Source organism: Desulfofundulus sp., assembly GCF_049701015.1.
Taxonomy (GTDB): Bacteria; Bacillota; Desulfotomaculia; order Desulfotomaculales; family Desulfovirgulaceae; genus Desulfofundulus.
In genome coordinates, this window is the sequence record NZ_JBNATZ010000385.1 from 1 (window position 1) to 1,652 (window position 1,652).

A 1,652-nucleotide genomic window follows, 5' to 3' on the forward strand; every position below is an offset into this window, starting at 1 on the left:
CGAACCTTTTCTACGGGCTGCTGAACGCCAACAACATTTTCGGGCCTCCGGCCCTGGCCCCCGTGGTTACCAATGTGTTTATCATTGCTTCCATCCTGGCCGGGTTGAGGTTCGGCATTGTGGCCGTGGCTGTGGGGAACCTCGTGGGGAATATGGCCGCCATGGTGCTGCAGGTGCCCTACCTGCGGCGGGCGGGGTTTCCCTTCCGCCCCGCGGTGGACCTCCATCACCCCGGTCTGAAGCAGGCCTTTGGTCTGATGTTCCCGGTGATGATCGGTACGGGGATTGGCCAGGTTTACCTCGTCATCGACCGCGTTCTGGCCTCGGGCCTGCCCGAGGGCAGCATTTCGGCGCTCAATTATGCTTCCAAGCTCATCCTCCTGCCCCAGGGGGTGGTCGTGATGGCTTTGGGTACGGCCATTTTCCCTGCGCTGTCGAATAAGGCTGCTTCCGGGGATGGGGCTGGTTTTAGCCATACCTTGTTGCGGGCGGTGAAAACAGTTTTACTTGTCGCCCTGCCGGCGGGAGTGGGCCTGGCTTTTTTGCGCCAGCCGGTGGTGAGGCTGCTTTTTATGCGTGGGGCTTTTGACAAAAACGACCTGGCCATGACCGTGTTTGCTTTGTTGTGCTTCTCTTTTGGCCTGGCGGGGCAGTGCCTGGCGCCGGTGCTCACGCGGGGCTTTTACGCGTTGCAGGATACGACCACCCCGGTGAAGGTGGGAGTATGCGCGGTGGGCGTGAACCTTGTTTTCAGCCTGCTGCTGGTCCGGCCCCTGGCGCACGGCGGCCTGGCCCTTGCCAATTCCCTGGCGGCGACATTTAACGTGGTGGTTTTATTTTGCCTCCTGGCGCGGCGGGTGCCCGGGCTGGCCGCGAAAGGCGTTCTCTTTTTTACTGCCGGTACCGCCCTGGCTTCTCTTCTGGCAGGAGGGACGGCATCGTTTATGGACGGGTACCTGGCCGGTGTGCTGGCGGGAGGCACCGCTGTTCTGGCCCTGAGGCTGGCCCTGGATGCCCTGGCCGGGCTGCTGGTATTCGCCGGGGTCTGCCGGTTCCTTAGGCTGGATGAGTACCTGTACCTGGAGGGTCTCCTCCGGCGGACCTTTTTGCGCGGGGTGAGCTTGGTGCGTGCGAGGAGGACTCAAAAATGCGAGAAATCCTACCTGGGATAATCATAGATCTGGAAATCAGGGGCGGTAAGCCGTTCTCGAGAATGTGTCTGTCCGGTATAATTGTGCGTTGTGTCAAAGTGTGGTATATTGGTCGTGATCGATTACCTGGCGATAGGAGGGATTATATTGGTCCAGGAGATAATTTTTTTGGTCGAGGAAGCCCAGGAAGGCGGTTATACAGCACGAGCACTCGGCCACTCAATATTCACAGAAGGCGAGAATTTGGACGAAATAAGGGTTGTTGTTCGGGACGCGGTACGCTGTCATTTTGAAGACAAAGATATGCCCCGGCTGATCCGCTTGCATATCGTGAAAGATGAGGTTATAGCAGTGTGAGGGTGCCCAGAGACGTAAGCGGAGAGAAATTAGCAAAACTTTTGGCTCGATATGGATACCGCGTAACACGTCAAACAGGAAGTCATCTTCGTCTTACTACGACTATACAAGGAGAACACCATATTACCATACCTCTACATGCTC

General features: G+C 57.5%; 3 protein-coding genes. All 3 read left to right on the forward strand.

The genetic code is table 11. The features are described from left to right. A partial coding sequence (gene murJ / locus ACPLUI_RS14675; RefSeq protein ID WP_424660980.1) for a murein biosynthesis integral membrane protein MurJ occupies positions 1–1,172 on the forward strand: 1,172 nt, incomplete at its 5' end. A gap of 126 nt (positions 1,173–1,298) precedes the next feature. Next, entirely contained in the window at positions 1,299–1,508 is a 210-nt protein-coding gene (locus tag ACPLUI_RS14680) for a 2-oxoisovalerate dehydrogenase (protein WP_424660981.1), read from the forward strand. Between the two features lie 2 nt (positions 1,509–1,510). Beyond that, a partial coding sequence (locus tag ACPLUI_RS14685) for a type II toxin-antitoxin system HicA family toxin (RefSeq protein WP_424660982.1) occupies positions 1,511–1,652 on the forward strand: 142 nt, incomplete at its 3' end.